Consider the following 26,953-nt stretch of genomic DNA (forward strand, 5'->3'; position numbering starts at 1 on the left):
CGCCTTCCTCCCCGCTGAAAGTACTTTACAACCCGAAGGCCTTCTTCATACACGCGGCATGGCTGCATCAGGCTTGCGCCCATTGTGCAATATTCCCCACTGCTGCCTCCCGTAGGAGTCTGGACCGTGTCTCAGTTCCAGTGTGGCTGGTCATCCTCTCAGACCAGCTAGGGATCGTCGCCTAGGTGAGCCGTTACCCCACCTACTAGCTAATCCCATCTGGGCACATCTGATGGCAAGAGGCCCGAAGGTCCCCCTCTTTGGTCTTGCGACGTTATGCGGTATTAGCTACCGTTTCCAGTAGTTATCCCCCTCCATCAGGCAGTTTCCCAGACATTACTCACCCGTCCGCCACTCGTCACCCGAGAGCAAGCTCTCTGTGCTACCGTTCGACTTGCATGTGTTAGGCCTGCCGCCAGCGTTCAATCTGAGCCATGATCAAACTCTTCAATTTAAAAGTTTGATGCTCAAAGAATTAAACTTCGTAATGAATTACGTGTTCACTCAATGAGACTTGGTATTCATTTTTCGTCCGGGGACGTTAAGAATCCATGTCACCTGAGTGCCCACACAGATTGTCTGATAAATTGTTAAAGAGCAGTGCCGCTTCGTTTTTCGCTGCGGCGCGGGGTGTGCATATTACACTTTCCCGCTTCAGAGTCAAGCTTTTATTTTCGCTTTTCTCCGGGATCCTTCAGCGGCTTTCGCCGGGAGAACCCTGCTGACCCGGCGGCTTGCGTGCCGTTGTTCCGTGTCAGTGGTGGCGCATTATAGGGAGTTCTTCGGCGCTGACAAGCATAAAATTCAAAAAACTTTTTGTTCGCTTATTTTTCAAACTTTACGCTTATTAAAAGTGCGAATAGTCTGCTAATTGAGCAATATCACGGGCAAAACTGGCTACCTGCCGCCAGTCCGTATAGACCACTTCTTTACGCGTATCCGTTTCGCCGCCCGTCATCTTCATAATGAAGCGAATCATAAAACGGTCATACCAGCGGTAGCGGGGATAACGCAGCGCGCCCGCGAAAACGGCGCACAGCTCCGGTCGCCAGGGAGAGTGCATCAAAAACTTTCGTGTATAGCTGTTAGTCTGCGGGGTACGCTTTTCCGCTTTACGGGCGACCAGGTTGACGGAATAGAAGGCGCCCGGCAATCCATTGAGCGTTGCCGCATGTTTTTTCACAAAACGATCGAGCGCCGGATGGAAATGGCCATAGCGGATTGACGCGCCAATCACCACGCGATCGTATTGCTCCCAGCTAATCTCCTCCGCACGGTTGAGATTGACCACATCGGCGCAGATGCCCAGCTCCTGGAGTTCAGACGCCATATAGTGGGCGATTTCACGCGTCTGCCCGTCACGGGTGGAAAAAAGAATTAATGTTTTCACCGGTCTGTCCTTACTCACGCCAGAATGTAGGGGTAAACAGCACCAGCAAAGTGAACACCTCAAGACGGCCAAATAACATATTGGCAATCAGGATCCACTTCGCTACCGGGTTCATGCTGGCAAAGTTATCCGCCACCACACCAAGCCCCGGCCCAAGGTTATTAAGCGTCGCCACAACCGAAGCGAACGCCGAGAAATCATCTACGCCCGTGGCGATAATCGCCAGCATACTGACGATAAATACCAGCGCGTAGGCGGAGAAAAATCCCCAAACAGCTTCAAGTATACGTTCTGGCAGCGCGCGGTTGCCCAGCTTGATGCTATAAACCGCATTTGGATGCACAAGTCGTTTCAGTTCACGGTTCCCCTGCTTAAAGAGCAGGAGGATACGAATCACCTTCAGACCGCCCCCCGTTGAACCGGCGCAGCCGCCGATAAATGCAGAACAGAGAAGCAGCACCGGCAAAAAGAGCGGCCAGCGGGCAATACTGTCGGTAGTGAATCCGGCGGTGGTCGCCATCGACACCACCTGGAAGAAGGCCTGATTGAGCGTCGTCATCGCCGAGTTATAGACATCGTGGAACCACAGCACCAGCGTACAGATCACAACCAGCGTCAGTTGAACGCCAATAAACATCCTGAACTCCGGGTCGCGCCAGTAGACCTTCAGGCTACGCCCGCTCAGCAACGAGAAGTGCAGGCCATAGTTACAGCCGGAGATAAGCAGGAAGATGGCAATGATGGTGTTGATGGTCGGGCTGTCGAAATAGCCAACGCTGGCATCGTGGGTGGAAAAGCCGCCAATCGCGATGGTGGCAAAGCTATGCCCGATAGCGTCAAAGGCGGGCATACCGGCAAACCACAGCGCCAGCGCGCAGGCGATGGTCAGCAGAACGTAGATAAGCCACAGCGTTTTGGCCGTCTCGGCTATACGCGGGCGCATCTTATTATCTTTCAGCGGCCCCGGCATCTCCGCCCGGTAGAGCTGCATTCCCCCTACGCCCAGTATCGGCAAAATCGCCACGGCCAGCACGATGATCCCCATACCGCCGAACCACTGCAGCATCTGTCGATAAAAAAGAATCGCATGCGGCAGTGAATCAAGCCCGACCAGCGTCGTCGCCCCGGTGGTGGTTAACCCGGAGAAGGATTCAAAAAAGGCGTCTGTGACGGTGAGATTAGGCTGTTCAGAGAAGATAAACGGCAGCGCACCCACGCTCCCCAGTACGGTCCAGAAGAGCACCACGATAAGAAACCCCTCACGGGATTTCAGTTCGCCTTTCTGCCGGCGGTTCGGCCACCACAGCAGCGAGCCAATGACCAGCGCCACAAAAAAGGTCTGGGTAAACGCGCGCCCCGCGCCGTCCCGATAGATAAGCGCGACCAGCCCCGGCAGGATCATCGTCCCGGAAAAGAGTATAACCAGCAGTCCAACGATTCGGGTAATGGCGCGAAAATGCATCTCTGCCGCTTCCTTAGATAGTCAAAAAGTAAGGTGGGGATTATTCGTCAATCGGCATTAATTGCAACGCACCACGGCTAAAATCCGCCAGTTTTGCCGAAAAAGCCGCCCGTTCCGCCTGAGGAAGCGCCACGCGCAATTGCACCATAGCCTGATAGTCGCTGTGGACAATCACGCCGTTAAACTGTTTAAGCAGCGTTTCAATACCGGACAACTGTCCGTAATCACACAACAGAGTATATTCGGTCAGCGGCGTTTTGCGGACGGAGACCAGCTGATTTAGCGCCTGCTGTACGCCGCCGCCATAGGCTTTTACCAGCCCACCGGTGCCCAGCAATATGCCGCCGTAGTAACGCACCACGACGGCGGTAATTTCCCCAACGCCGCTTCCCATAAGCTGGGAGAGCATCGGTTTGCCTGCTGTACCTGCGGGTTCGCCATCGTCGGAAAAACCCAGCTGCTGAGAGTCATCCGGCGGCCCGGCCACCCACGCCACGCAGTGGTGGCGTGCGTCAGGATGTTCCGCGCGGACCGACTCCACGAACGCCTTCGCCGCCTCCACGCCGTCGGTGTGCGCCAGCAGCGTGATGAAGCGGCTTTTCTTGATCTCTTCAACAACGGTGACCGGCCCCGCCGGTATCAGCCAGCTTTCCATCAGGCCAGCTTCAGATCCCGCGTCATGTTCTCGATACCGTTTTCATGGATCACCACGTTATCTTCAATGCGGATACCACCAAACGGTTTCAGCGCCTCAATTTTCTGCCAGTTGAAGTGCTTGCTGAACTGCCCTTCACGCCACGGATTGAGCAGCGAATCGATGAAGTAGATCCCCGGTTCGATGGTCAGCACCATACGCGGCTGCAGCACGCGGGTGCAGCGCAGATAAGGATATTTCGCTGGCGCAGCGAGGTGGGTGCCGGTGTCATCCTGCATAAAGCCTGCGACGTCATGCACCTGCAGCCCCAGCGGGTGGCCGATACCGTGCGGCATAAACGGCCCGGTCAGATCGTTTTCCACCATCGCCTCTTCGCTCATGTCGGTCACGATCTGATGTTTGCGCAGCAGCTTCGCGATGCGCTGATGGAACTGAATATGGTATTCCACGTAGCTGACGCCCGCCTTCATGGTGTCGATCAGCGCCAGCTGTTCACCGTTAACGTCTTTGATCAGTTCCGCAAATTCCGTATCGCCATTCGCCGCCCAGGTACGGGTGAGGTCTGCCGCATAGCCGTTATATTCCGCCCCGGCATCCAGCAGGAAGCTGCGCAGCTCAGAAGGCGCCTGATGGTCAAGTTTGGTGTAGTGCAGAACGGAGGCGTGCTCGTTGAGGGCCACGATGTTGCTGTACGGCACATCGGTATCACGATGGCCGGTCGCGGTGAGATAAGCCTGGTTGATATCAAACTCGCTCATGCCTGACAGGAACGCTTCTTGCGCCGCCCGATGGCCGTTTACTGCCGTTTTCTGCGCCTCGCGCATGCAGGAAAGCTCATAATCGGTCTTATAGGCGCGGTAATAATGCAGATAATCAAGCACCCCTTTCGGGTTGATTTTATCAGCGACGATATCCAGCCCCAGAGCGCGCTCCGGCACCGGGCCGATATAGGCGATGTTGCCGCGCGCGGCAGGCAGCTGGCTGCCGATACCGTCAGCCTTCGGCAGCGCAATAACCTCCACCTCTTCAGTCCAGAAGGAGGTGGGCAGCGGTTCAACGTTGTGCCAGTAATCCACCGGCAGATAGAACCAGAGTTTCGGCTTGTTCACACCGTCCACCAGCAGCCAGCAGTTTGGCACCTGTGTGACCGGCACCCAGGCTTTAAACTGCGGATTGACCTTGAAGGGATAAGGATGGTCATCAAGAAAGACGTTTACGAGCTCGCCGGAGTGAATAAGTAACGCATCCAGTTTAAAACGCGCCAGCACATCACGGGTGCGCTCCTGTAACGTAACGATATGATTTTTATAAAGTGCGGCCAGGGAGTCCATCGTTTTTCCTTTCGTTTTTCAGACCTCAAGTTATCGCATATTAGCACACCTGCCCTGTGCTGCGTGATTTCCACCAAGCGTGATCGGACCAGCAAATATTTAAAGACTAATTTGCATTTTATTAACATAAATTCCACACTCCGCTTCATCTGGTATGACCAGATCCCATTAGTGGATTCAGGAGACTGACATGCTCTACAAAGGCGACACCCTGTACGTAGACTGGCTGGAAGATGGCATCGCCGAACTGGTGTTCGATGCCCCCGGCTCAGTGAATAAGCTGGACACCGCGACGGTAGCCAGCCTTGGCAACGCGCTGGACGTGCTTGAAAAACAAACCGACCTGAAAGGTCTGCTGCTGCGCTCCGAAAAAGCCGCGTTTATCGTCGGCGCGGACATTACCGAATTTCTGTCGCTGTTCCTCGTTCCGCAGGAGCAGCTAAGCCAGTGGCTGCACTTTGCCAACAGCGTTTTTAACCGCCTGGAAGATCTGCCGGTCCCTACCCTTTCCGCTGTAAATGGCTATGCGCTGGGCGGCGGCTGCGAATGCGTGCTGGCCACCGACTACCGCCTTGCCACGCCGGATCTGCGTATCGGCCTGCCTGAGACCAAACTGGGTATCATGCCTGGCTTTGGCGGCTCCGTACGTATGCCCCGCATGCTGGGCGCCGACAGCGCGCTGGAAATTATCGCCGCCGGTAAAGATGTGGGCGCAGAGCAGGCGCTTAAAATCGGCCTGGTCGACGGCCTCGTGAAGCCGGAAAAACTGAAAGAGGGGGCGCTTGCCGTCCTGCGTCAGGCTATCAACGGCGATCTGGACTGGAAAGCTAAACGTCAGCCGAAACTAGAGCCGCTGAAACTTAGCAAGATCGAAGCGACCATGAGCTTTACCATCGCGAAAGGGATGGTGATGCAGACGGCGGGTAAACACTATCCGGCGCCGATTACTGCGGTGAAAACTATCGAAGCCGCCGCATGCTTTGGCCGCGAAGAGGCGCTGAAGCTGGAGAATCAAAGTTTCGTTCCGCTGGCGCATACCAGCGAAGCGCGCGCCCTGGTTGGCATCTTCCTCAACGATCAGTATGTAAAAGGCCAGGCGAAAAAACTGACCAAAAACGTTGAGACGCCAAAACAGGCTGCCGTGCTGGGCGCGGGGATTATGGGCGGCGGCATCGCTTACCAGTCGGCCTGGAAAGGCGTGCCGGTCGTCATGAAAGATATCAACGATAAATCCCTGACGCTCGGTATGACCGAAGCGGCCAAACTGCTGAACAAGCAGCTGGAGCGTGGCAGGATCGACGGCCTGAAGCTGGCGGGCGTCATTTCAACAATTCACCCTACGCTCGACTATTCCGGCTTTGACCGTGTGGATGTCGTGGTCGAAGCGGTGGTCGAAAACCCGAAAGTGAAAAAGGCGGTGCTGACGGAGACCGAAGATAAAGTTCGCCCGGATACCGTTCTGGCGTCTAATACTTCCACCATTCCTATCAGCGAGCTGGCGAGCGTGCTCAAGCGTCCGGAAAACTTCTGCGGCATGCACTTCTTTAATCCGGTGCATCGTATGCCGCTGGTAGAGGTCATTCGTGGCGAAAAAACCTCGGATGAGACGATTGCCAAAGTGGTGGCGTGGGCAAGCAAAATGGGCAAAACGCCGATTGTGGTCAACGACTGCCCCGGCTTCTTCGTTAACCGCGTACTGTTCCCTTACTTCGCCGGTTTTAGCCAGCTGCTGCGCGACGGCGCTGATTTTCGCAAAATTGATAAGGTGATGGAAAAACAGTTCGGCTGGCCGATGGGCCCGGCTTATCTGCTGGATGTGGTGGGTATCGATACCGCGCATCACGCCCAGGCGGTGATGGCGGCGGGCTTCCCGCAGCGTATGCAGAAAGATTACCGCGACGCCATCGATGCGCTGTTTGAAGCAAACCGTTTCGGCCAGAAAAATGGCCTCGGCTTCTGGCGCTATAAAGAGGACAACAAAGGCAAGCCGAATAAAGAAGAAGATGCGGCGGTAGACAGCCTGCTGGCAGAAGTGAGCCAGCCGAAACGCGAGTTTAGCGAGGAAGAGATCATTGCCCGCATGATGATCCCGATGGTGAACGAAGTGGTGCGTTGCCTGGAAGAAGGCATTATCGGTAGCCCGGCAGAAGCGGATATGGCGCTGGTCTACGGCCTTGGCTTCCCTCCGTTCCATGGCGGCGCGTTCCGCTGGCTGGATACGCTCGGTAGCGCGAAATATCTCGATATGGCCCAGCAGTACCAGCACCTCGGCCCGCTGTATGAAGTGCCTGAGGGCCTGCGTAACAAAGCCCGCCATAACGAACCGTACTATCCCCCGGTTGAGCCTGCCCGTCCGGCTGGCGAACTGAAAACGGCTTAAGGAGTCACAATGGAACAGGTTGTCATTGTCGATGCAATTCGCACCCCGATGGGCCGTTCAAAAGGCGGCGCATTCCGTAACGTGCGTGCGGAGGAGCTCTCCGCGCACCTGATGCGTAGCCTGCTGGCGCGCAACCCGGCGCTGGAAGCGGCCACGATTGACGATATCTACTGGGGCTGCGTGCAGCAGACGCTGGAGCAGGGCTTTAACATTGCCCGCAACGCCGCGCTGCTGGCGGAAATCCCCCACTCCGTACCGGCGGTCACCGTCAACCGGCTGTGCGGATCGTCCATGCAGGCGCTGCACGACGCGGCGCGTATGATCATGACCGGCGACGCACAGGTCTGCATGGTAGGCGGCGTGGAACATATGGGCCATGTGCCGATGAGCCACGGCGTCGATTTTCATCCGGGCTTAAGCCGTAACGTCGCCAAAGCGGCGGGTATGATGGGACTGACCGCTGAAATGCTCTCCCGTATGCACGGTATCAGCCGTGAAATGCAGGACGCGTTTGCCGCACGTTCCCATGCCCGCGCCTGGGCCGCCACGCAATCCGGCGCGTTTAAAAACGAAATCATCCCGACCGGGGGCCACGATGCCGACGGCGTGTTGAAGCAGTTTAACTACGACGAGGTGATTCGTCCTGAAACCACTGTCGAAGCGCTCTCCGCGCTGCGTCCAGCCTTCGATCCGGTGACCGGCACCGTTACGGCGGGCAGCTCTTCCGCCCTCTCCGACGGCGCCGCCGCAATGCTGGTGATGAGCGAAAGCCGCGCCCGCGAGCTGGGGCTGAAACCCCGCGCCCGCGTGCGTTCTATGGCGGTGGTCGGCTGCGATCCGTCAATTATGGGCTACGGTCCGGTGCCGGCCTCTAAGCTGGCGCTGAAGAAAGCGGGGCTGGCTGCCAGCGATATCGACCTGTTTGAGATGAACGAAGCGTTTGCCGCGCAGATCCTGCCGTGCATTAAAGATCTGGGGCTGATGGAGCAGATTGACGAGAAGATCAACCTCAACGGCGGCGCCATTGCGCTGGGTCACCCGCTGGGCTGCTCCGGGGCGCGCATCAGTACCACCCTGCTGAATCTGATGGAACGCAAGGATGCCCAGTTTGGTCTGGCCACCATGTGCATCGGGCTGGGTCAGGGTATCGCGACGGTATTTGAGAGAGTGTAAATCAGGAAAAGTATCTCAAAGCCAGTGACGTCATAACGAGCGTAGCCAACGCCGTTATGGCTCACTGGCGAAGAGAGACAGTTTAGTTGCCGTTCTTCCCGCCTGTCAGGGGCGGGTTTTTTATTTAAACTTTAAATAAAAGCAAACGCATCCCCGAACAGACGATCTTCACGCGCCTGGCGCTCGTTGCAGAAGAGGTCGCGGGCAATTTTCGCCATTTCAAAACGACCAGCGATATAGATATCGTGATCCGCCAGCGTGCCATAGTCCTGCAGTACCGCCGTCAGCACCGTCCCGTTACGCCCGCGCCAGCCCTCTTCCGGCTGCTCCACGACCGGCTCAATGCGCAGGTTCGGGTGCGTGACGCTCAGCGCTTCCAGTTCGGCCAGATCGTAGAGATGTTTCTCTTCCCGGCCACCCCAGTAGATGGTGATATCGCGATTTGGATTGCGCGCCAGCGCGGTAAGCAGAATGGAGCGCACGTATGAGAAGCCCGTTCCGCCAGCGATCAAAATCAGAGGACGATCCTCGTCGTCGCGCAGCCAGGCTTCGCCGTGGGGAATATCCACCACGATCTGGCGCTCTTTGAGAATGCGGTCCATGACCGCCATGGCATAGAGGTTAAGCTCTGACGCACCGATGTGCAGCTCGATAAACTCCTTCTCCGCAGGCGTAGAGGCCATAGAAAAGGGACGCTTATCACGCTCATCCATCACCACCATCAGGTATTGGCCCGCACGGAAAGAGAAGGGTGCTTCTGGCACTAAACGGACGCGATATACGGTGTCGGTGATAGCATCTACCGAGGTCACTTTACAGCTTAAGGTTGTCATTCGCTCTCTCTGTCGGGAAGTCTATAGGGCTAACGGTCACTTTTACCGTTACTCATTATGGCCAGCTCGTCCCAGATCGCATCCACGCGTGCGATGACGTCAGGATCTTTTTTGATCGGGCGTCCCCATTCACGCTGGGTTTCACCGGGCCATTTATTGGTGGCGTCCAGTCCCATTTTTGAGCCAAGACCGGAAACCGGCGAGGCAAAATCCAGATAATCGATGGGCGTATTTTCCACGAGCACGGTATCCCGCGCCGGATCCATACGCGTAGTAATAGCCCAGATAACGTCATTCCAGTCGCGGGCGTTGACGTCATCATCACAGACGATCACAAACTTGGTATACATAAACTGGCGCAGGAAAGACCATACTCCCATCATGACCCGTTTAGCGTGACCCGCGTACTGCTTCTTCATGGTCACCACGGCGAGACGGTAGGAACAGCCTTCCGGCGGCAGGTAAAAATCGACAATTTCCGGGAACTGCTTTTGCAGGATCGGCACGAACACTTCGTTCAGCGCCACGCCCAGCACCGCCGGTTCATCCGGCGGGCGACCGGTATAGGTGGAGTGATAGATTGCATCTTCACGCCGGGTAATGTGCGTGACGGTAAAAACCGGGAAATTATCCACTTCGTTATAATAGCCCGTATGATCGCCGTACGGCCCTTCCGGAGCCATTTCGCCCTGCTCAATATACCCTTCCAGCACGATCTCCGCGCTGGCGGGCACTTCCAGATCGTTGGAAATACACTTAACCACTTCGGTTTTGGTGCCGCGCAGCAGACCCGCAAACGCATATTCAGAGAGGGTATCGGGCACCGGTGTTACGGCGCCAAGAATGGTGGCCGGATCGGCGCCCAGCGCGACGGAGATGGGGAAACGCTCGCCCGGATGAGCCGCGCACCACTCCTGGAAATCAAGCGCGCCGCCGCGGTGGGACAGCCAGCGCATGATGAGCTTGTTTTTGCCAATCACCTGCTGGCGGTAAATACCTAAGTTCTGCCGCTCCTTGTGCGGGCCGCGCGTGACGGTCAGCCCCCAGGTGATCAGCGGTGCGGCATCTTCCGGCCAGCATTGCATAACCGGGATAGCCGTCAGGTCAACCTCGTCTCCCGTCAGCACTTTTTGCTGGCAGGGCGCGCCACGCAGGCGTTTGGTTGGCATATTAAGCACCTGCTTAAAATGCGGCAGCTTATCAAAGAGGTCGCGGAAGCCTTTCGGCGGTTCCGGCTCTTTCAGAAAGGCCAGCAGCTTGCCCACTTCCCGTAACGCGGTGACATCTTCCTGGCCCATGCCCAACGCCACGCGGCGCGGGGTGCCAAAGAGGTTGCACAGAACCGGCATCTCATAGCCTTTGGGATTTTCAAACAGCAGCGCCGGACCGCCGGCACGCAGGGTGCGGTCGGCAATTTCTGTTATTTCCAGATGAGGATCAACAGGCAGCGTAATGCGTTTAAGTTCACCCTGCTTTTCGAGCAGCGTCAGGAAGTCGCGTAGATCGTGGTATTTCATGCAGTTAATCAAGGCCTCTCTGTAAGCGCTTCATTATACGGCGTTCCCCCGCGTGATGCTGTAATTTTGTTAAATTTGGGTGAACTTATACCGTATTATCAACGTCCGGCCATTATAATCAACTTAGCGATCCCGTCGGGGTTTTGGTATGCTTGCGCCCCGAACCAAGGGAAAGAGTGACTATGCAGGCCTGGTATTTACTGTATTGCAAACGTGGGCAGCTTCAGCGCGCACAGGAACATCTTGAACGTCAGGCGGTGAACTGCCTGACGCCCGTTATTACGCTCGAAAAAATTCAGCGCGGCAAACGGGTTAAAGTGAGCGAACCGCTATTCCCTAACTACCTCTTCGTGGAGTTTGACCCGGAAGTGATCCACACCACGACCATCAACGCCACGCGCGGCGTCAGCCACTTTGTGCGGTTTGGCGCGCATCCGGCCATTGTGCCCTCCTCGGTCATCCATCAGCTCTCCGTCTATCAGCAACCGGAGGACCTGACCGATCCCGCTACCCCCTTCCCGGGCGATAGCGTGGTGATCACCGAAGGGGCGTTTGAAGGGTTGCAGGCTATTTTCACCGAGCCAGACGGTGAAGCACGCTCCATGCTGCTGCTTAATCTACTGAACAAGCAGGTGCTGCAGAGCGTGAAAAACACCGACTTCCGTAAAGCTTAAAACTGCACGCCAAAAAGGAGGCGGACGTTATTATCCGTTTGCTCCTCCAGCCATTCGGTCTCTTCGCCCCGCCAGTGCGCCACGCGTTCAAGAATATGCCCAAGGTAAGCGGGTTCATTGCGACGGGATTTGGGCTTTTGCGGCATATCGCGGGGAAGCAGATAGGGCGCGTCGGTTTCAATCAAGAGCCGATCGGCGGGAATGTGCGGTAGCAGCTCCCGCAGCGCCAGCCCACGACGCTCGTCACATACCCAACCGGTAATGCCCAGATAAAGCCCGCGATCCAGGCAATCCTGCGCCTCTTCCCGGGAGCCGGTAAAACAGTGCAATACCCCGCCAGGCAGCTTATCAAGCCAGGGATCAAGCAGCGCCAGAAAACGCGCATGCGCGTCACGACAGTGCATAAATACCGGCATCTCCAGCTCCGCTGCCAGCGCAAGCTGTGCCGTAAAGGCCCTTTCCTGCTCGGCGGGCGTCGAGAAATTACGGTTAAAATCCAGCCCACATTCGCCAATCGCCGCCACCTGTTCCGTTTGTGCCAGGGCGTAAAGAGCTTCTGCGCTCCCGGAGGTCCACTGGCTGCTGTCGTGGGGGTGAACCCCGGCGGTTGACCAGCAGCGGGCGTAACGCTGCGCGAACTGCTGCGCCTGCCGGCTCTCTTCATGGTTAGTGCCGGTCAATAGCAGCCCTTTCACCCCGGCGGCGAAGGCGCGGTCCACCACCTCATCTCTGTCTCTGGCAAACTGCGAACTGGTCAGATTCAGACCGATATCAAACATGGGATCCCCTATATGACAACCGCCCTGACGGGCGGCTGATTTTACTCTTCTGTCGGCGTGTCTGACGTCTCGTCATCCTCATCCGTGCGGCGTTTGCCCACATAGAAGCGCGAGAAAAAGACCCCCACTTCAAACAGACAATACATGGGTATTGCCAGCAGCGTCTGGGAGAAAACATCCGGCGGCGTCAGCAGCATGCCAATGACAAAGGCCGCCACCAGGATATAGGGGCGTTTCTTACGCAGATCCTCCGGCGTGGTTACTCCTACCCAGCAGAGCAGCACGATAGCGACCGGCACCTCAAACGCCACGCCAAACGCCATAAAGAGCGCCATAACAAAGCTAAGATAGCTGGCGATATCGGTGGAAACCTGCACCCCTTCGGGCGCGGTATGGGTCAGGAAACCAAACGCCAACGGAAAGACCACAAAGTAGGCAAACGCCATACCGATATAAAACAGCAGCGAACTGGAGACCAGCAGCGGGATCACCAGCTTGCGTTCATGCTTATAGAGGGCTGGCGCCACAAAAGCCCAGACCTGATAAAGAATGACGGGCGCCGAAGCGATGAGCGATACCCAGAACGTCAACTTGATAGGCGTAAAGAACGGCGAAGCGACGTCAGTAGCAATCATGGTCGCGCCCAGCGGCATCTGCTTGATCAGCGGCGCGGAGACAACCTGGTAGATGTCGTTGGCAAAATAGACCAACCCTAAGAAAATTACAAAAACTGCAATAATGCAGTTTAACAGGCGCTTACGCAGCTCAATAAGGTGCGTAATCAGCGGTTGAGTATCATCGACTGCCATATTTACGCTTTATCACTCGACGAGGGGGAAAGTCCGGAGACGGCTGCGGAGGTTTTCGGCTCGGTTACCGCTGCTTTCGCAACGGCAGCGTCCGCTTCTGTCTGCTTTTCGTCAGACGCGTCTGGCGTCTGCTCCGGCGCGGCGGCCTGATGCTCCGCGCTGGCTGGCGTCACGCCTTCGCGCTGCGCTTCGCTGCCTTTTACTACCGGATTATGGATGGTGTTGGCTTCGTCACTCTCCTTTTCAGGATCGTGAATGCTGTAGGAGCGTTTCATCGACTCCGCCGCTTCGCGCAGCTCGTCCATGGAGGCTTTCAGTTCCGGCGTCAGGTTGTCCATGCTCGCCTTTTCCACCTTTTTCAGGCTGTCCTGAAACTCCTGCAGCTTAAGCTCCTGCGCCAGCTCATTCTGAACCGTTGTCGCCAGCGAGCGCAACGCGCGCACCCAGCCAACTACGGTTTTGACCGCGACCGGCAAGCGTTGCGGGCCGAGCACAATCAGGCCAATCACAAAGACCAGTACCAGTTCACTAAAACCAATGTCGAACACAGCTTACACCTGCTCTTTATCGTGGCGTTTAGCGTCATCCTTGTTGGCTTCACCCTTGCTGGCATCATCTTTTTTATCGGCGATGGATTTAGCGGTAAAATCTGCGTCCTGCCCCGATTTTTCCTGCTTGTCATCATCGCTCATCGCTTTTTTAAAGCCTTTGATAGATGCGCCGAGATCGGAACCGATGGAACCCAGCTTTTTAGTGCCGAACAACAGCACGACGATAACGGCAATGATCAACAATTGCCAGATACTGATACCACCCATACAACTTCCTCAAGCAGTAGATGATTAATTAAACAACCCGCATTATACGTATGCGGGCTGGTGATAGCGATGCCCAATCAGTGCGTTTTTCTCCACCCCATCAGCCAGACGACCACCCCTCCGGCCATCAGCCAGGCGGGCATCATCTCCCAGTCAGGGCGATTAATGAGCAGCAGCGTGCCGCTAATAAGCAGCGTTGCGCCAATACCGAAAAGATAACGGGATTGTCCCTGGCGCACGCGGTTAGAATGCAGTTCGCTTGCGATTCTATCCATACTTTGCTGAAGGTTCTTGCTCTGACGCAAACTGTTGTAAACCAGTTCAGGAATTTCGGGCATTTTTTCACTCCAGAACGGCGCCTTCTCCTTCAACGAGCGCACAAATGCCGGAATGCCGACCTGATCTTTAATCCATGTCTCCAGGAACGGTTTCGCCGTTTTCCACAAGTCTAACTGAGGATAGAGCTGGCGGCCTACGCCCTCTACGTAAAGTAATGTTTTTTGAAGTAAAACCAGCTGAGGCTGTACTTCCATATTAAAGCGCCGCGCGGTGTTAAACAGGTTGAGCAGCACGTGGCCAAAGGAGATTTCCGCGAGTGGTTTCTCAAAAATCGGCTCGCAGACGGTACGGATCGCAAACTCAAACTCTTCTACGTTGGTGTCTGGCGGTACCCAGCCGGAATCAACGTGCAGCTCCGCCACCCTGCGGTAGTCGCGGTTGAAAAACGCGATGAAGTTCTCAGCCAGATAGCGCTTATCTTCTTTATTCAGCGACCCGACGATGCCGCAGTCGATACCGATATATTGCGGATCGTCCGGGTGTTCATAGCTGACAAAAATGTTGCCGGGATGCATGTCGGCATGGAAGAAGCTGTCGCGGAACACCTGGGTGAAAAAGACCTGCACGCCGCGTTCGGCCAGCAGCTTCATATTGGTGCCCTGCTTTTCCAGCGCCGCGATATCCGATATCGGAATGCCGTAGATGCGCTCCATTACCATCATGTCCTGGCTGCAGTAGTCGGAATAGACTTCCGGCACGTAAAGCATTGGGCTGTTTTCAAAGTTACGACGCAGCTGGATCGCGTTGGCTGATTCGCGCAGCAGATTGAGTTCATCGATCAGCGTTTTTTCATACTCGCGCACCACCTCCATCGGGCGTAGACGGCGGCCGTCAGGCAGCAGTCGCGGAACCCAGCGGGCAAGGCGGTAGATAAGGTTCATATCCGCTTTGATAACCGGCAGGATATCGGGGCGGATCACCTTGATGACCACCTCTTTGCCGTTCTCTTTCAGACGAGCGGTATGGACCTGCGCGATAGAGGCGGACGCCAGCGGATTAATATCAAAGTCATCAAACCAGGTTTCGATCGGCACGCCGCCCATCGCCCTTTCGATCTGCTCTTTCGCCCGTTCGCCGTCAAACGGCGCGACTTTATCCTGCAGCAGCGCCAGCTCATCGGCAATGTGCGGTGGAAAGAGATCGCGACGGGTAGAGAGCATCTGACCAAATTTAATCCAGACCGGCCCCAGTTCCTGTAGAGCAAGGCGGAGGCGTTCCCCCAGCAGTCTCTCTTTATGGCGATTGGGCATCCAGAACAGCGTCTGGCGCCAGAGTCGCAGCGGCAGCGTGATACGCATTTTGGGAATGAGCTCATCAAGCCCGTAGCTCAAAAAGGTTCGGATGATAAAGTACAGGCGCCGAATTTCACCAGGCGTCATTTGCCCTCCAGTTTTTCCAGGCGTTTCGCCAGTGCATCAGCCGCGCGTTCAACGGCGGCGGTCTCTTCGGCAAACCAGGCCACTTCAAGTGGCCCTGGCGCCAGACGCCACTCTTCGGTTACCACTTCCGCCGCGTAACGCTGCTGGCGTTTGGCCCCTTTAAGCAGGAGAGAGGCGCCACCGCGAACGATTTTGCCCAGCCCCTCGGCGGCGATATCGCCAATATAGGGAGCCAGCAGCTCCGCCGGGTCAAACTCCGCGAGATCGGCCAGAGCAACGAAGTTCTGTACAACCTGCAGATCGCCTTCTACTTCCAGCTCGCCGCTGCGGATCAGCGCGGTAAGCCGCTGACGATCGCGCAGCTTCGGCAGGGTGTTAAGATGGGTAATAACAGAGCAGTCCGCCTCGCCTTCCCACTCGCCCAGCACGTCAAGCTGGCGTTCGCTGAAGATCAGCACCAGCGGCGTTGAGAACTCTTTCAGGACCACGCGAAGCACTTTGCCATTCAGACGCTGCCGGGCGGTTTTCAGCGCCGGCGAACGATAGAGAAAGGTGTTCAGTACGCTCTCAATTCCGGCTGTGACCAGCGGTTTTACAGGCATAAGCGGCCTCCATTCAGAACTTATACCCGCGGTGCAGGGCAACAACGCCCGCCGTCAGGTTAAAATATTCAACGTTTTCGAACTCTGCATCCTGCATCATGGCCTTCAGCGTGTCCTGATCCGGGTGCATACGGATAGATTCCGCCAGATAGCGGTAGCTTTCCGCGTCGTTTGCCACGACTTCCCCGATACGCGGTAACACGTGGAAAGAATAAGCGTCGTAGGCCTTACTCATCGGCTCAATAATCGGTTTGGAAAACTCCAGTACCAGCAGACGTCCGCCTGGCTTCAGTACGCGATACATCGAGCGCAGCGCCTTCTCTTTATCGGTAACGTTACGCAGACCAAAGGAGATGGTAATGCAGTCAAAGGTGTTATCCGGAAAAGGCAGCGCTTCGGCGTTGGCCTGAACGTACTCCACATTGCCCACCACGCCGATATTACGCAGCTTTTCACGCCCCATTTTCAGCATGGAGTCGTTGATATCTGCCAGCACAACGCGACCGCTTTCTCCAACCATACGGGAGAATTTCGCGGTGAGATCGCCCGTACCGCCGGCCAGATCCAGCACGGTCTGCCCGCGGCGCACGCCGCTACAGTCGATAGTGAAACGCTTCCACAAGCGATGAATGCCGAATGACATCAGGTCATTCATGACATCGTACTTTGCCGCCACGGAGTGAAACACGTGGGCCACCATATCCGCTTTCTGCGCTTTGGCGACAGTCTGGAAACCAAAGTGCGTTGTTTCTTGTGAATCTTCAACCATCTCAGAGCCTGCTTATCAATCAAATGTTCGTGAAGTGTAACAGATTGGGCGCATTTGCCCTACGATTCAACCCCCATGGAATAATCGATCTGACCGGGTATTATCGGCATTCTGCGGGGCTAACTTATTGTCTTTATAGTCCAAATTCTGTTCATTTGCCCCTTCGCGCAGGCGATACTCCTCATCCTGCGCCATCGCCTGTTCTGCCAGTTCAGGATTAATCTCCCTTTTTACCTCCACGCCAAGCCCGCGGAACGCCTCCGCCTGCGCCAGCAGGTTGCCGCGCCCGGAACTGAGTTTTTTCATCGCCTGGCGGTAGTTATCCTGCGCACGCTCCAGACTGCTCCCGACGGCGGACATATCATCCACAAACAGGCGCATTTTGTCGTAAAGCTTGCTGGCGCGATCGGCGATCTGCTGCGCGTTGCGGCTCTGGTGCTCGTAACGCCAGAGGTTAGAAATGGTGCGCAGCGCCACCAGCAGCGTGGTGGGACTGACCAGCATAATGTTATTTTTTAACGCTTCGTTAATCAGCTCCGGCTGCCTGTCGAGCGCCAGCAGAAAAGCGGGCTCAACCGGAATAAACATCAGCACATAGTCCAGCGACCGCAGTCCCGGCAGCTGTTGATAATCTTTGCGTCCCAGCAGGCGGATATGGTTGCGCACCGAGGCGATATGCTCCTGTAGTGCCGATTCGCGGGTATAGTCATCTTCGGCATTGAAGTAACGCTCGTAAGCGACAAGCGTCATTTTGGCATCCACCACCACATCCTTTCCCTGCGGCAGGCGGACTATCACATCCGGCTGCATACGCGCACGCGCCTCGGTCTCAATGCTGACCTGGGTTTCATATTCATAGCCCTCCCGCAGGCCAGACGCCTCCAGCACGCGGGCCAGCACTACCTCTCCCCAGTTGCCCTGCGCTTTGTTATCGCCCTTCAGGGCGCGCGTAAGGTTGATAGCCTCCTGGGCCATCCGGGCGTTGAGCTGCTGAAGCTGACGGATTTCATGCGCAAGGGTGTGGCGCTCACGCGCCTCCTGACCAAAACTCTCCTGTACCTGACGCCGGAAGCCGTCCAGTTGCTCGCGCAGAGGAGTGAGAACGCTGTTCAGGCTCTGCCGGTTTTGTTCATCTACGCGGCGGTTGCTCTGTTCGAAGATACGGTTAGCGAGGTTTTCGAACTGTTCGCTCAGGCGCTGTTCGCTGTTGATCATCTGGCGGATTTTATCTTCCGCATGCAGCTGGGTGGCTTCGAGACGGGTGGTGACTTCGCGCAGGTCGGCTTCAAGCGAGCTATTGATATCCCGCAGGCTGCGCAGTTCGTTATTGAGCAGTTCGCACTCGTCGCGCCAGTGGCCGCTCTGGGCGAGCTGTTGCCTGACTGCGCTCAGCTCGGCGATCATCTCTTCACGATCGGCCAGCAGGTCGGCACGGTGTTGCGTATGCTGGAGGCTCGCGGCGAGCCAGCCGATGCCCGCGCCCACCAGCGCAATAACCGCATAAATCAGGATTGAGATATCCATAACGTCCCCTGCATTAACCTTTCCCGCACAAAATAGGATTGTGCTGTATAAACGTCCAGTTTGAAAGGCTTTTCCTGCGAGGCGCTACGCAAAAAGAGAAGGCCGAACGGGTCGGCCTTCGTTATCAGAGGGGGAAATTAGATCAGACGACGAGCCGCTTCAACCACGATTTTCACCGCATGGCTTTCGGTCTGTTTCATCGTTTCGGCGTTCGGGATCTCCTGCTGGGTGCGGTTAACGATCACACCCGCCACCATACCGGCACGCAGCCCCTGGCTGGCGCACATTGTCAACAGCGTAGCTGATTCCATTTCGTAGTTCATTACGCCCATCGCCTGCCACTCTTCCATTGAGCCTTTAAAACGGCTGACCACGCGGCCGGAGAAGGTGTCGTAGCGCTCCTGGCCCGGATAGAAGGTGTCGGAGGAGGCCGTTACGCCCACATGGGTTGTGGCGCCGACCGATTTCGCCGCTTCAACCAGCGCAGTGGTGCATTCAAAATCGGCTACCGCCGGAAATTCCATCGGTGCAAAGTGCAGGCTCGCGCCATCCAGACGAACGGAGGCGGTGGTGACCAGCACGTCGCCCACGTTGATGTGCGGCTGAATCGCGCCGGTGGTACCGATGCGCAGGAAGGTACGGATGCCCAGCTGCGCCAGCTCTTCAACGGCAATGGAGGTCGATGGACCGCCGATCCCGGTTGAGCAGACGATCACCGCTTTGCCATCCAGCTCGGCACGCCAGGTGGTAAATTCACGATGGGATGCCAGTTTTACCGGCTTATCCATGAGCGCGGCGATCTTTTCCACACGCTCAGGATCGCCCGGGACGATCGCAAGCGTAGCCCCTTGTAAATCGTTTTTAGTGAGGCCGAGATGAAAAACATCAGACTTAGACATAGGGTGACTCCTCTGTGGGTCGGTTTGTCAGAAGAAGTAAAACGGTACTTTACAGAAGCACACGGTGAAATTTCGTGACTCAACTCACCATGAATGAAAATGGTTGCAGTTGATTTCCATAAAATAGTGATTTACATCACATTAACAAGTTATATCAATATAGGCTGCCCAAAAGATAGCCCGTTTCGGGCACTGTGGGTTGTTAACCTGGTGTCTATATTTACCTTTGCGCTAACTCATTGGTACGGAGAATGCCATGACTGAAAAGACCGGTTTTGCACCCGCTGCAGCCCCGCATGCCTCAACCATCGTTTCAACGTCAGAAGCGGCCATTACGGCTGGCGAGACGACTATCCCCTCTCAGGGCGAGAATATGCCCGCTTACCACGCTCGTCCAAAATCAGCCGCAGGCCCGTTGCCGGTTGTGATTGTGGTACAGGAAATTTTCGGCGTACATGAGCATATTCGCGACATCTGCCGCCGCCTGGCGCTGGAAGGGTATCTGGCCGTGGCGCCGGAGCTCTATTTCCGTCAGGGCGATCCGAACGAGTATACCGATATTCCGACACTCTTCAGCAACCTGGTTTCAAAGGTGCCGGATGCGCAGGTGCTGGCCGATCTGGACCATGTCGCCAGCTGGGCGGCGCGCAACGGCGGCGATCCGCACCGTCTGATGATCACCGGCTTCTGCTGGGGCGGGCGTATCAGCTGGCTCTATGCGGCGCACAATCCGCAGCTCAAGGCCGCCGTCACCTGGTACGGCCGGCTGGTGGGTGACAAAACGCTGAACTCGCCAAAACATCCGGTGGATATCGCCACGGATTTGACCGCGCCGGTGCTCGGGCTCTATGGCGGACAGGATACTGGTATCCCACTTGAGTCGGTGGAAACGATGCGCCAGGCGCTGCGCGCGGCAAATGCCAAAGCTGAAATCGTGGTTTACCCCGATGCAGGGCATGCGTTTAATGCCGACTATCGTCCGAGCTACCATGAAGAGTCGGCTAAAGATGGCTGGCAGAGGATGCTGGACTGGTTTCGCCAGTACGGCGGTAAAAAATAATCGCGCCGGATGATAAAAGCCGGGTGGCGGCTGCGCCTTACCCGGCCTACAGTCCTGCTCCGATACTGCCCCGCTTCACGGCGTGTTGCCGGGTGGCGGCTGCGCCTTACCCGGCCTACCGTCCTGCCCCGATACTGGCCCGCTTCACGGCGTGTTGCCGGGTGGCGGCTGCGCCTTACCCGGCCTACCGTCCTGCTCCGATACTGCCCCGCTTCACGGCGTGTTGCCGGGTGGCGGCTGCGCCTTACCCGGCCTACAGAACTTCATCGGTAGGCCCGGTAAGCGAAGCGCCACCGGGCAATGGCGTGTTGCGACTACGCCTGACGCAAATTCTGCGCCGCTTTCACCATGTTCGCCAGCGCGCTACGGGTTTCCGGCCAGCCACGGGTTTTCAGGCCGCAATCCGGGTTAACCCACAGGCGCTCTACCGGGATACGCTGAGCCGCCTTTAACAGCAGCGCTTCAATCCACTCTACGCTCGGTACGTTCGGGGAGTGAATATCGTATACGCCCGGCCCGATTTCGTTCGGATAGTCGAACTCCTCGAACGACTCCAGCAGCTCCATGTCGGAACGCGAAGTTTCAATGGTGATCACATCCGCATCCAGCGCGGCGATGGAGTCCATAATGTCGTTAAATTCGCAGTAACACATGTGGGTGTGGATCTGGGTATCATCCTTCGCCACCGCCGCGTTGATGCGGAACGCTTCCACGCCCCACTTCAGGTAGGCGTCCCAGTCGCTGCGCTTCAGCGGCAAACCTTCGCGCAAAGCTGGCTCATCAATCTGGATAATACCGATACCGGCCGCTTCCAGATCGGCCACCTCATCACGCAGCGCCAGAGCGATTTGTTTGGCGATGGTTTCGCGGCTCACATCTTCACGCGGGAACGACCAGCAGAGAATAGTCACCGGACCGGTCAGCATCCCTTTTACCGGCTTGTCGGTGAGCGACTGGGCATATTTCGCCCACTCTACCGTAATCGGTGCCGGGCGGCTGATATCGCCAATCACTACCGGCGGCTTCACGCAGCGGGAGCCGTAGCTCTGTACCCAGCCGTTCTGGGTAAAGACGAATCCATCCAGGTGTTCGCCAAAATACTCCACCATGTCGTTACGCTCGGCTTCACCGTGTACCAAAACGTCCAGCCCTAACCGCTCCTGTTCAGCAATCGCCTGTTTGATATGCCCGGCGATGCCGGTGCGATAGCTGCTGGCATCCAGATTGCCCTTTTTAAAGTCCAGGCGCAGGCCGCGGATTTCCGTTGTCTGCGGGAAGGAGCCAATTGTGGTGGTCGGCCACGCCGGCAGCTTAAAGCGTGCACGCTGGGCTTCAGCGCGAACTTCATAAGGATTATTGCGCTGACTCTCTTTCGCGGTGACGGCCGCCAGACGCTTTTCTACCGCCGCGTAGTGAACCCGGCTGGAGTGACGGCGCGCCTGTATCGGGGCGCTCCACTCACTGATGGCCGCCGTATCGCCGCTGTTCAGCGCGTCGCGCAGCAGGGCCAGTTCCTGACATTTTTGAAGAGCAAAGGCAAACCAGCTTTTGACTTCTTCATCCAGGCGGGTTTCGACGCTGAGGTCAATCGGACTGTGCAGCAGCGAGCAGGATGAAGCAACCCACAGCTCACGTTTACCGACGATCTCCTTAATTTGGGCATATTTTTCTGTCAAATCGGCGCGCCAGACGTTACGGCCGTTTACCAGTCCTGCCGAAAGCAGCCAGTCGGCGGGCAGACGGGCGTGTAGCTCCGCCACCTCATCGTGACCATGCACCAGATCCACATGCAGCCCCTGTACCGGCAGCGCAGCGATGGTCTCAAGGTTATGGGTGATCCCTTCGAAATAGGTGGTCAGCAGCAGTTTCACCTGCCCTGCAAGCGCATCGTAAGCCGGCTTCCAGGCCTCCAGCCACGCCTGCGGCAGCTCCAGCACCAGCGCTGGTTCATCAATCTGCACCCACTCAATACCGCGTTTCGCCAGCTCTGCCAGCACCTCCTGATAGACGGGCAGAATATCGTTAAGCAGGCTCAGACGATCAAACTGCTCGCCTTTCACCTTGCCCAGCCACAGGTAGGTAACCGGCCCCAGCAGCACCGGCTTGACCTTGTGGCCCAGCGCCAGCGCCTCGTCGACTTCATCCAGCAGCTGTCTCCAGGTGAGTTTAAACTGCTGGCCTTTCACAAACTCCGGCACCATATAGTGGTAATTGGTGTTAAACCACTTGGTCATCTCCGCCGCTGCCGCCGGTTCGCCGGTCGGGGCGCGTCCACGGCCGATCCGGAACAGGGTGTCGATATCCACCGAGCCGTCGTTGTTCTGATGACGAGCCGGCACATTGCCAAGGAGCAGGCTGGTGGTCAGAACATGGTCGTACCAGGCGAAATCGCCCACCGGCAGCAGATCGATGCCTGCCTGTTTCTGCTGCTCCCAGTGGCGCGCGCGCAGCTCGCGGCCCGTTGCCAGCAGCTCTTCACGGGTAGCGTTACCGGCCCAATAGCTCTCCTGCGCTTTTTTCAGTTCGCGACGCAGGCCGACGCGAGGGAAGCCCAGGGTGTGATTGCGGATTGTCATGTTCTCTTCCTCTAGTTAATTGTAAATCCTGTGGATTTTGAATTTAGGGAAGGCGGCAAGTTTGCTCATCCCCGGGAGCTTACTCAAGTAAGTGACCGGGGGGAGTAAACGCAGCCAACGCACCATAAATTTAAAAGACGAGGGATTTTAGCCGTCCAGATGTTTACACATCCATAATTGACAGTTACTGTATATTCCTCAAGCGCAAAATGTTCATGGCGAAGTGAAGGACTTTCATGATCGAGATAAAACACCTGAAAACGCTCCAGGCGTTGCGGAACTGCGGCTCGCTCGCGGCGGCGGCGGCCACGCTGCACCAGACGCAGTCTGCTCTTTCTCACCAGTTCAGCGATCTGGAACAGCGCCTCGGCTTTCGTCTGTTTGTGCGTAAGAGTCAGCCGCTGCGCTTTACGCCGCAGGGCGAAATCCTGTTGCAGCTGGCAAATCAGGTGTTGCCGCAAATTGCCAGCGCCCTGCAAGCCTGCAACGAGCCGCAGCAGACCAAACTGCGCATCGCCATTGAGTGCCATAGCTGTATCCAGTGGCTGACGCCCGCGCTGGAGAATTTCCGCCAGAAGTGGCCGCAGGTGGAGATGGATTTTAAATCCGGCGTGACCTTTGATCCGCAGCCTTCCCTTCAGCAGGGGGAGCTAGATCTGGTGATGACCTCGGATATCCTGCCGCGCAGCGGCCTGCACTACTCCCCGATGTTCGATTTTGAGGTGCGTCTGGTGCTGGCGCCGGATCATCCGCTGGCCAAAAAAACCCGCGTCACGCCGGAAGATTTAGCCAGTGAATTGCTGCTGATCTATCCGGTGCAGCGCAGCCGTCTTGATATCTGGCGTCACTTCCTGCAACCGGCAGGGATTAGCCCGCAGCTGAAAAGCGTCGATAACACGCTGCTGCTGATTCAGATGGTGGCTGCCCGCATGGGTATTGCCGCGTTGCCGCACTGGGTGGTGGAGAGCTTTGAGCGCCAGGGTCTGGTGGTGACCAAAACCCTGGGCGAGGGATTGTGGAGCCGGCTGTACGCCGCCGTGCGCGACGGCGAACAGCGCCAGCCGGTTACCGAGGCGTTTATTCGCTCAGCGCGGAATCACGCCTGCGACCATCTTCCGTTTGTGCGGAGCGCGGAGCGACCCAGCGGCGATGCACCCACAGCGAAGCCAGAATCACCGTTGCGCCCGTAATAAAGCTTCCCCAGTGCGGCTGCTGATGCCAGATCGCCAGATTAACCAGCAGCCCGGCGGGCACATGCATATTGTTCATGATGCCCAGCGTACCGGCATCCACCTGCGTGGCGCCATAGTTCCACATAAAGTAGCCAATCCCGGATGCCGCCACGCCCAGGAAGAGCAGAATGCCCCACTGGAGCGATGTTTCCGGCATATTTTGCGCATTTCCAAGCCCACGCCAGGCGATCGCCGCCACGATAAACGCGCCGACGTAGAACCAGGCGAAGGCGTTGTGCTGCGGCATGGGTCTGGTCTCCATCAGCCGCTTATAGCCCACCATGCCGATGGCAAAGCTGATGTTAGAGAGCTGCACCAGCAGCAGCCCCGTCCAGAAGTGGCCGGTCACCTGATCGTAGCGGATGATCCCCGCGCCAATCACCGCCAGCAGCGCGCTGAACGCGTAGCCCCAGCGCAGCCGGCGCTTACTCATCAGATCGTAGATTAGCGTGATGTAGAGCGGCGTCAGAACGGTAAACAGCAGCAGTTCCGACACGGTGAGATAGAGATAAGCATGGAAGCTCAGCATATACATAATGCCGAGCTGCATCGCCCCCACCAGCATATAAAGTCCCACCGTTTTCAGGCTGTGCCCGCGGGTGCGCAGAAAGGGGAGAAAGACCAGCGCTGCCAGGCCAACCCGCACCAGTACGGCAAAATAGCTGTCGACATGGCCCGCGAGGTATTCGCCAAACAGACTAAAGGAGAAAGCCCACAGGATAGTGGTGATGATAAGTAGCGCCACAATGCATCTCTCTTTGAACAGGGAGAAGCATTGTAGCGAACTATTCGGTTGACATCTGGATGATAATTAGCCTGTCGCCAGAGCCGTACGATTATTCAAGAAAGAGCTTACGCAGGTAGCGCGGCACGGCGTTATCCACGTTGGTGCCGATAACCTCCAGCTCCGGGTAGAGATCTTTCAGGCGCTGGTGCGCATTACCCATGATGCAGCCTTTGCCCGCCATGGTCAGCATCTCCGCATCGTTCATACCGTCGCCAAAGGCGATGCATTCGGTAAGGGAGTAGCCGAGACGCTTTGAGACCGCCTCCAGCGCGTGACCTTTCGATACACCGCCCGCCATTACTTCGAGGCAGGTCAGCGTAGAGAAGCTGACGTTCACACGGTCGCCCCAGCGGGCATTAATCGCCTGCTCCAGCGGCAGCAGCGTTTCGTGGCTTTCACAGGTGAAAAAGACTTTACTCACCCCTTCCGGCTCCAGCAGGCCCGGCTCGTAGAGGGAGTAGTTAAAGACCGCCTCTTTAAAGAAACGCATTTCCTCCGGGCGGTGGCGGTTCATAAACCACTCATCATCGCGGTAGACGTTGGTCACGATAGCCGGGTTATTGTGCATCACGCTAAAGAGATCGGTGGCAATATCGCGATCGAGGTTATGGGTAAAAATCAGATTACCGTCCAGGTCGTGCACGCGCGCGCCGTTGGAGGTGATCATATAGGATTTGATTTCCAGATTATCGCGGATCTGTCCTACATCAACGTGGTGGCGACCGGTGGCAAACACAAAGTTTACCCCCTGCGCGGTGAGCAGTTTTAAGGTCTCCTTCGCATAAGGCGACAGGGTATGATCGGGAGAAAGAAGCGTGCCGTCGAGATCGGATGCGACAACCTGGTACATAGGAGATATAACCTCTGGTGGTAAAACAGTAATCAGTTATGCCTGTCGAAAAATTCAACAATGGCGCTAAGCGCGACTGAGCGCATGGCGTCCTTTTCAAAAAGGATCTCATGATACGCGCCGTGAATGACCTGCGGCGTCTCCCCTTCGCAGGGGTGACCGGCAGCGGCGCGCAGTTCGCAGAAGCGGTCATGGGCGCGATTATCCACCACGCGCTCCTCTTCTGCCTGCAGTAACAACGTGGGGGTCGTATCCTGATCTACCCCTGCCAGCGCCTGCTCACCCGCCAGGATGCCCTCCCGCACCCAGTGGTAGGTCGGACCGCCCACGCGCAGGCGCGGCTCATCGGCATAAAAACGCACGTTGCGGCGATAGCGCTGGCGGCTGTGCGTCAGCACGTTGATGGCGAACGGCAGCGGACGCCAGCGCCCGGTGCCGATGGCGTACCCTTCCCGAATGCGCTGATGGCCCTCAGCCCAGTCGAGGATCTGCCGTACCATCCAGTCCGGCAGACGCATGACGATACCAAACATCGGCGCGCAGAGCGCTATCGCGTCACAGTTATGGGCATGACGCTGCAAAAACAGAGTGGCGATAGCCCCGCCCATCGAGTGGGCGAGAATATAGCGTTTACGCCACGGTCCGGGCTGCACTTCCTGCTCCCAGAACGCCGCGAGGTCGTCAACGTAATCGCTGAAATTAACGACATGCCCCCGGTGCGTATCGGAGAGCAGACGACCCGACCGCCCCTGTCCGCGATGGTCGATAATCAGCACATCAAAGCCAAGATGGAAAAGGTCGAAGGCCAACTCGGCATATTTGACATAGCTTTCGATACGGCCCGGACAGACCACAATAACCCGGTCGTTTTCGGTGGAACGAAAACGGACGAAGCGCACCGGCACGCCATCCACGCCCGTCAACTCCGCCTCTTCACGCTGGCGCCAGAAATCCGTTAATGGCCCCATCGAAAAAGCAGCGAATGAATTTTCTCGTGTTTCCCAGTCCTTTTTCGGTTGAAACATCGGGTATTCACCCCTGTGATCCAGGTAAAATCATTTTTTGTACGCCACCCCGTACACGGGCGGAGCAATAGCGTATTGTGGCATAAAAAC

General features: G+C 56.8%; 24 protein-coding genes and 1 rRNA gene. 5 read left to right on the forward strand and 20 right to left on the reverse strand.

Annotated features, from left to right (window positions below; all coding sequences use genetic code 11):
- The 5 genes from BN3796_RS00540 to pepQ all read right to left on the reverse strand — a co-directional run.
- Positions 1 to 454: ribosomal RNA gene (locus BN3796_RS00540) — 16S ribosomal RNA — on the reverse strand; the annotation flags it as partial.
- A 393-nt stretch (positions 455 to 847) separates the two neighbouring features.
- Positions 848 to 1,390 carry a menaquinone-dependent protoporphyrinogen IX dehydrogenase gene (gene hemG, locus BN3796_RS00545; RefSeq protein ID WP_061706525.1) on the reverse strand — a complete coding sequence of 181 codons (543 nt, stop codon included), beginning with the start codon at positions 1,388 to 1,390 and terminating at the stop codon, positions 848 to 850.
- A 10-nt stretch (positions 1,391 to 1,400) separates the two neighbouring features.
- The gene (trkH, locus tag BN3796_RS00550) at positions 1,401 to 2,852 is read right to left on the reverse strand and encodes a Trk system potassium transporter TrkH (protein ID WP_061706526.1); all 1,452 of its coding nucleotides are present in this window, start codon (positions 2,850 to 2,852) and stop codon (positions 1,401 to 1,403) included.
- A gap of 40 nt (positions 2,853 to 2,892) precedes the next feature.
- On the reverse strand, positions 2,893 to 3,507 hold the full coding sequence (locus tag BN3796_RS00555; RefSeq protein WP_061706527.1) for an IMPACT family protein: 615 nt from the start codon (positions 3,505 to 3,507) through the stop codon (positions 2,893 to 2,895).
- Positions 3,507 to 4,838, reverse strand: coding sequence for a Xaa-Pro dipeptidase (gene pepQ / locus BN3796_RS00560; RefSeq protein ID WP_061706528.1), 1,332 nt, complete (start codon positions 4,836 to 4,838; stop codon positions 3,507 to 3,509). Before pepQ ends, BN3796_RS00555 begins: the two co-directional genes overlap by 1 nt.
- Positions 4,839 to 5,028: 190 nt before the next feature.
- Between pepQ and fadB the strand changes: the two genes are divergently transcribed.
- The gene (fadB, locus tag BN3796_RS00565) at positions 5,029 to 7,218 is read left to right on the forward strand and encodes a fatty acid oxidation complex subunit alpha FadB (RefSeq protein ID WP_061706529.1); all 2,190 of its coding nucleotides are present in this window, start codon (positions 5,029 to 5,031) and stop codon (positions 7,216 to 7,218) included.
- Positions 7,219 to 7,227: 9 nt separating this feature from the next.
- On the forward strand, positions 7,228 to 8,391 hold the full coding sequence (gene fadA / locus BN3796_RS00570) for an acetyl-CoA C-acyltransferase FadA (protein ID WP_061706530.1): 1,164 nt from the start codon (positions 7,228 to 7,230) through the stop codon (positions 8,389 to 8,391).
- Positions 8,392 to 8,522: 131 nt separating this feature from the next.
- On the opposite strand, the gene fre is transcribed toward fadA, so the two are convergent.
- Positions 8,523 to 9,224, reverse strand: coding sequence for an NAD(P)H-flavin reductase (gene fre, locus BN3796_RS00575; RefSeq protein ID WP_061706531.1), 702 nt, complete (start codon positions 9,222 to 9,224; stop codon positions 8,523 to 8,525).
- Between the two features lie 29 nt (positions 9,225 to 9,253).
- Positions 9,254 to 10,750: a 4-hydroxy-3-polyprenylbenzoate decarboxylase gene (ubiD, locus tag BN3796_RS00580; protein ID WP_148381719.1), complete on the reverse strand. Its 1,497-nt coding sequence runs from the start codon at positions 10,748 to 10,750 to the stop codon at positions 9,254 to 9,256.
- 173 nt (positions 10,751 to 10,923) lie between these two features.
- Between ubiD and rfaH the strand changes: the two genes are divergently transcribed.
- The gene (gene rfaH, locus BN3796_RS00585; protein ID WP_061706533.1) at positions 10,924 to 11,415 is read left to right on the forward strand and encodes a transcription/translation regulatory transformer protein RfaH; all 492 of its coding nucleotides are present in this window, start codon (positions 10,924 to 10,926) and stop codon (positions 11,413 to 11,415) included.
- Here the strand turns inward: rfaH and tatD are convergent.
- From tatD to udp, 9 genes are all read right to left on the reverse strand, one after another.
- Positions 11,412 to 12,194, reverse strand: a complete 783-nt coding sequence (gene tatD / locus BN3796_RS00590; protein ID WP_061706534.1) for a 3'-5' ssDNA/RNA exonuclease TatD — start codon at positions 12,192 to 12,194, stop codon at positions 11,412 to 11,414. The genes rfaH and tatD overlap by 4 nt on opposite strands.
- Before the next feature lie 41 nt (positions 12,195 to 12,235).
- On the reverse strand, positions 12,236 to 13,003 hold the full coding sequence (gene tatC, locus BN3796_RS00595; protein WP_061706535.1) for a Sec-independent protein translocase subunit TatC: 768 nt from the start codon (positions 13,001 to 13,003) through the stop codon (positions 12,236 to 12,238).
- Positions 13,004 to 13,005: 2 nt separating this feature from the next.
- On the reverse strand, positions 13,006 to 13,551 hold the full coding sequence (gene tatB / locus BN3796_RS00600) for a Sec-independent protein translocase protein TatB (RefSeq protein WP_061706536.1): 546 nt from the start codon (positions 13,549 to 13,551) through the stop codon (positions 13,006 to 13,008).
- A gap of 3 nt (positions 13,552 to 13,554) precedes the next feature.
- Positions 13,555 to 13,821, reverse strand: coding sequence for a Sec-independent protein translocase subunit TatA (gene tatA, locus BN3796_RS00605; protein WP_061706537.1), 267 nt, complete (start codon positions 13,819 to 13,821; stop codon positions 13,555 to 13,557).
- A 77-nt stretch (positions 13,822 to 13,898) separates the two neighbouring features.
- Complete coding sequence (ubiB, locus tag BN3796_RS00610; RefSeq protein ID WP_061706538.1) at positions 13,899 to 15,539, reverse strand: ubiquinone biosynthesis regulatory protein kinase UbiB; 1,641 nt, start codon at positions 15,537 to 15,539, stop codon at positions 13,899 to 13,901.
- Entirely contained in the window at positions 15,536 to 16,141 is a 606-nt protein-coding gene (gene ubiJ, locus BN3796_RS00615) for a ubiquinone biosynthesis protein UbiJ (RefSeq protein ID WP_061706539.1), read from the reverse strand. The genes ubiB and ubiJ overlap by 4 nt, the downstream gene beginning before the upstream one ends.
- A 13-nt stretch (positions 16,142 to 16,154) precedes the next feature.
- Positions 16,155 to 16,910, reverse strand: a complete 756-nt coding sequence (gene ubiE / locus BN3796_RS00620) for a bifunctional demethylmenaquinone methyltransferase/2-methoxy-6-polyprenyl-1,4-benzoquinol methylase UbiE (protein ID WP_061706540.1) — start codon at positions 16,908 to 16,910, stop codon at positions 16,155 to 16,157.
- A 66-nt stretch (positions 16,911 to 16,976) separates the two neighbouring features.
- Positions 16,977 to 18,434, reverse strand: coding sequence for a DNA recombination protein RmuC (gene rmuC / locus BN3796_RS00625; RefSeq protein ID WP_061706541.1), 1,458 nt, complete (start codon positions 18,432 to 18,434; stop codon positions 16,977 to 16,979).
- A 137-nt stretch (positions 18,435 to 18,571) separates the two neighbouring features.
- Entirely contained in the window at positions 18,572 to 19,333 is a 762-nt protein-coding gene (gene udp / locus BN3796_RS00630; protein ID WP_061706542.1) for a uridine phosphorylase, read from the reverse strand.
- Between the two features lie 256 nt (positions 19,334 to 19,589).
- On the opposite strand from udp, the gene BN3796_RS00635 reads away from it, so the two are divergent.
- Positions 19,590 to 20,393, forward strand: a complete 804-nt coding sequence (locus tag BN3796_RS00635) for a dienelactone hydrolase family protein (protein WP_061706543.1) — start codon at positions 19,590 to 19,592, stop codon at positions 20,391 to 20,393.
- A gap of 314 nt (positions 20,394 to 20,707) precedes the next feature.
- Here the strand turns inward: BN3796_RS00635 and metE are convergent, their stop codons facing one another.
- Complete coding sequence (gene metE / locus BN3796_RS00640) at positions 20,708 to 22,969, reverse strand: 5-methyltetrahydropteroyltriglutamate--homocysteine S-methyltransferase (protein ID WP_061706544.1); 2,262 nt, start codon at positions 22,967 to 22,969, stop codon at positions 20,708 to 20,710.
- A gap of 236 nt (positions 22,970 to 23,205) precedes the next feature.
- Between metE and metR the strand changes: the two genes are divergently transcribed.
- Positions 23,206 to 24,159, forward strand: a complete 954-nt coding sequence (gene metR, locus BN3796_RS00645) for an HTH-type transcriptional regulator MetR (protein WP_061706545.1) — start codon at positions 23,206 to 23,208, stop codon at positions 24,157 to 24,159.
- Here metR and BN3796_RS00650 read toward each other — a convergent pair.
- From BN3796_RS00650 to pldB, 3 genes are all read right to left on the reverse strand, one after another.
- On the reverse strand, positions 24,047 to 24,946 hold the full coding sequence (locus tag BN3796_RS00650) for a carboxylate/amino acid/amine transporter (protein WP_061706546.1): 900 nt from the start codon (positions 24,944 to 24,946) through the stop codon (positions 24,047 to 24,049). The two genes, metR and BN3796_RS00650, sit on opposite strands and share 113 nt — an antisense overlap.
- Positions 24,947 to 25,037: 91 nt before the next feature.
- Entirely contained in the window at positions 25,038 to 25,838 is an 801-nt protein-coding gene (yigL, locus tag BN3796_RS00655) for a sugar/pyridoxal phosphate phosphatase YigL (RefSeq protein ID WP_061706547.1), read from the reverse strand.
- Between the two features lie 32 nt (positions 25,839 to 25,870).
- On the reverse strand, positions 25,871 to 26,863 hold the full coding sequence (gene pldB / locus BN3796_RS00660) for a lysophospholipase L2 (protein WP_061706548.1): 993 nt from the start codon (positions 26,861 to 26,863) through the stop codon (positions 25,871 to 25,873).
- Positions 26,864 to 26,953 lie beyond the last annotated feature (90 nt).

Origin of the sequence: Pseudenterobacter timonensis, from assembly GCF_900021175.1 — a bacterium.
In the GTDB taxonomy this organism is placed as follows: Bacteria; Pseudomonadota; Gammaproteobacteria; order Enterobacterales; family Enterobacteriaceae; genus Enterobacter; species Enterobacter timonensis.

Coding starts and splice junctions, on each gene's coding strand:
- tatA (WP_061706537.1), bottom strand. CDS start 13,821: ATGGGTGGTATCAGTATCTGGCAATTGTTGATCATTGCCGTTATCGTC.
- pldB (WP_061706548.1), bottom strand. CDS start 26,863: ATGTTTCAACCGAAAAAGGACTGGGAAACACGAGAAAATTCATTCGCT.
- rfaH (WP_061706533.1), top strand. CDS start 10,924: ATGCAGGCCTGGTATTTACTGTATTGCAAACGTGGGCAGCTTCAGCGC.
- fre (WP_061706531.1), bottom strand. CDS start 9,224: ATGACAACCTTAAGCTGTAAAGTGACCTCGGTAGATGCTATCACCGAC.
- ubiJ (WP_061706539.1), bottom strand. CDS start 16,141: ATGCCTGTAAAACCGCTGGTCACAGCCGGAATTGAGAGCGTACTGAAC.
- BN3796_RS00635 (WP_061706543.1), top strand. CDS start 19,590: ATGACTGAAAAGACCGGTTTTGCACCCGCTGCAGCCCCGCATGCCTCA.
- tatD (WP_061706534.1), bottom strand. CDS start 12,194: ATGTTTGATATCGGTCTGAATCTGACCAGTTCGCAGTTTGCCAGAGAC.
- ubiB (WP_061706538.1), bottom strand. CDS start 15,539: ATGACGCCTGGTGAAATTCGGCGCCTGTACTTTATCATCCGAACCTTT.
- trkH (WP_061706526.1), bottom strand. CDS start 2,852: ATGCATTTTCGCGCCATTACCCGAATCGTTGGACTGCTGGTTATACTC.
- rmuC (WP_061706541.1), bottom strand. CDS start 18,434: ATGGATATCTCAATCCTGATTTATGCGGTTATTGCGCTGGTGGGCGCG.
- tatC (WP_061706535.1), bottom strand. CDS start 13,003: ATGGCAGTCGATGATACTCAACCGCTGATTACGCACCTTATTGAGCTG.
- BN3796_RS00555 (WP_061706527.1), bottom strand. CDS start 3,507: ATGGAAAGCTGGCTGATACCGGCGGGGCCGGTCACCGTTGTTGAAGAG.
- udp (WP_061706542.1), bottom strand. CDS start 19,333: ATGTCTAAGTCTGATGTTTTTCATCTCGGCCTCACTAAAAACGATTTA.
- metE (WP_061706544.1), bottom strand. CDS start 22,969: ATGACAATCCGCAATCACACCCTGGGCTTCCCTCGCGTCGGCCTGCGT.
- fadB (WP_061706529.1), top strand. CDS start 5,029: ATGCTCTACAAAGGCGACACCCTGTACGTAGACTGGCTGGAAGATGGC.
- pepQ (WP_061706528.1), bottom strand. CDS start 4,838: ATGGACTCCCTGGCCGCACTTTATAAAAATCATATCGTTACGTTACAG.
- fadA (WP_061706530.1), top strand. CDS start 7,228: ATGGAACAGGTTGTCATTGTCGATGCAATTCGCACCCCGATGGGCCGT.
- ubiE (WP_061706540.1), bottom strand. CDS start 16,910: ATGGTTGAAGATTCACAAGAAACAACGCACTTTGGTTTCCAGACTGTC.
- metR (WP_061706545.1), top strand. CDS start 23,206: ATGATCGAGATAAAACACCTGAAAACGCTCCAGGCGTTGCGGAACTGC.
- yigL (WP_061706547.1), bottom strand. CDS start 25,838: ATGTACCAGGTTGTCGCATCCGATCTCGACGGCACGCTTCTTTCTCCC.